This is a genomic window from Oleiphilus sp. HI0066, from assembly GCF_001635725.1.
Window position 1 is genome coordinate 1 of sequence record NZ_LWFH01000007.1, and the last position, 814, is coordinate 814.

Annotated in this window: 1 protein-coding gene; it reads left to right on the plus strand. The window is 43.7% G+C overall.

Annotation, left to right across the window (positions count from 1 at the left end; all coding sequences use genetic code 11):
* Positions 1–208: 208 nt before the first annotated feature.
* Positions 209–814 (plus strand): hypothetical protein (locus A3738_RS00590; RefSeq protein ID WP_156503840.1); only part of this gene is annotated, 606 nt, incomplete at its 3' end.

The following is an 814-nucleotide window of genomic DNA, read 5'->3' on the forward strand; positions in this document are numbered from 1 at the left end:
CACTTATTGCCGGCTGTGCATTGCACAACCGGCCTTTTTTTGCATGCATATTCTTAACTTACTCAAGCTTATCTTCCGAAACGTAATATTCATTAAAATCTAGCGTCTTTTGCGCTCTAAATGCTATCTAAGTAGACATTTCAGGCCTTACCAACTTTACAAACTGTTACATCGCTCGTTAAAGTGCAGAAAAATGAGTGAGTAGTTTATGAGCAGTAACGACCAATCAAACGATAAATCAGCGCCGGTGATTCACCCCAAATTGGCATCTGTTATTCATCAAGTTAAGTTGCAACGCAAAAGCGCTGCATCGCTATGCATCAGCCATGATGAAGCGATCGGTTTACGCGGATTAGATTCAAAGGCGAAAGGTTTTTTCGTTCGTCGCGAACATCTTGACCCAAAAACATCACACACAATCATCGACTGTCGTTCACTCAGCTGGCAAAACGATTGCCCTCGATCTATAGACGGTCTTGACCCTACAGACAAAGCCGACAAGTTCTTTTGCCCGCAATGCAAACAAGACGTCTACTGGTCAAACAGTAAAGCTGAGCGCAATAAGCATGCGCAACTCGGGAACAACATTGCATTTGCCGTAGACCTCCCAGTTAAGAGACAAGCACCTTCAGTCAAACGTCAAACATCCGACAAATTCGGAATGAACCTGATTCGCTCAATACTTACCAGCAACACACAACTGCAAATTCAAAAGCGTCAGACTGGAAGTGCCTCCCAAGCAATACTGAATGACATTGTTGCAAAGCTTAAGCGCTTTCAAGCACAAGTTGATGCTGGCATCCGTAATTCCGAA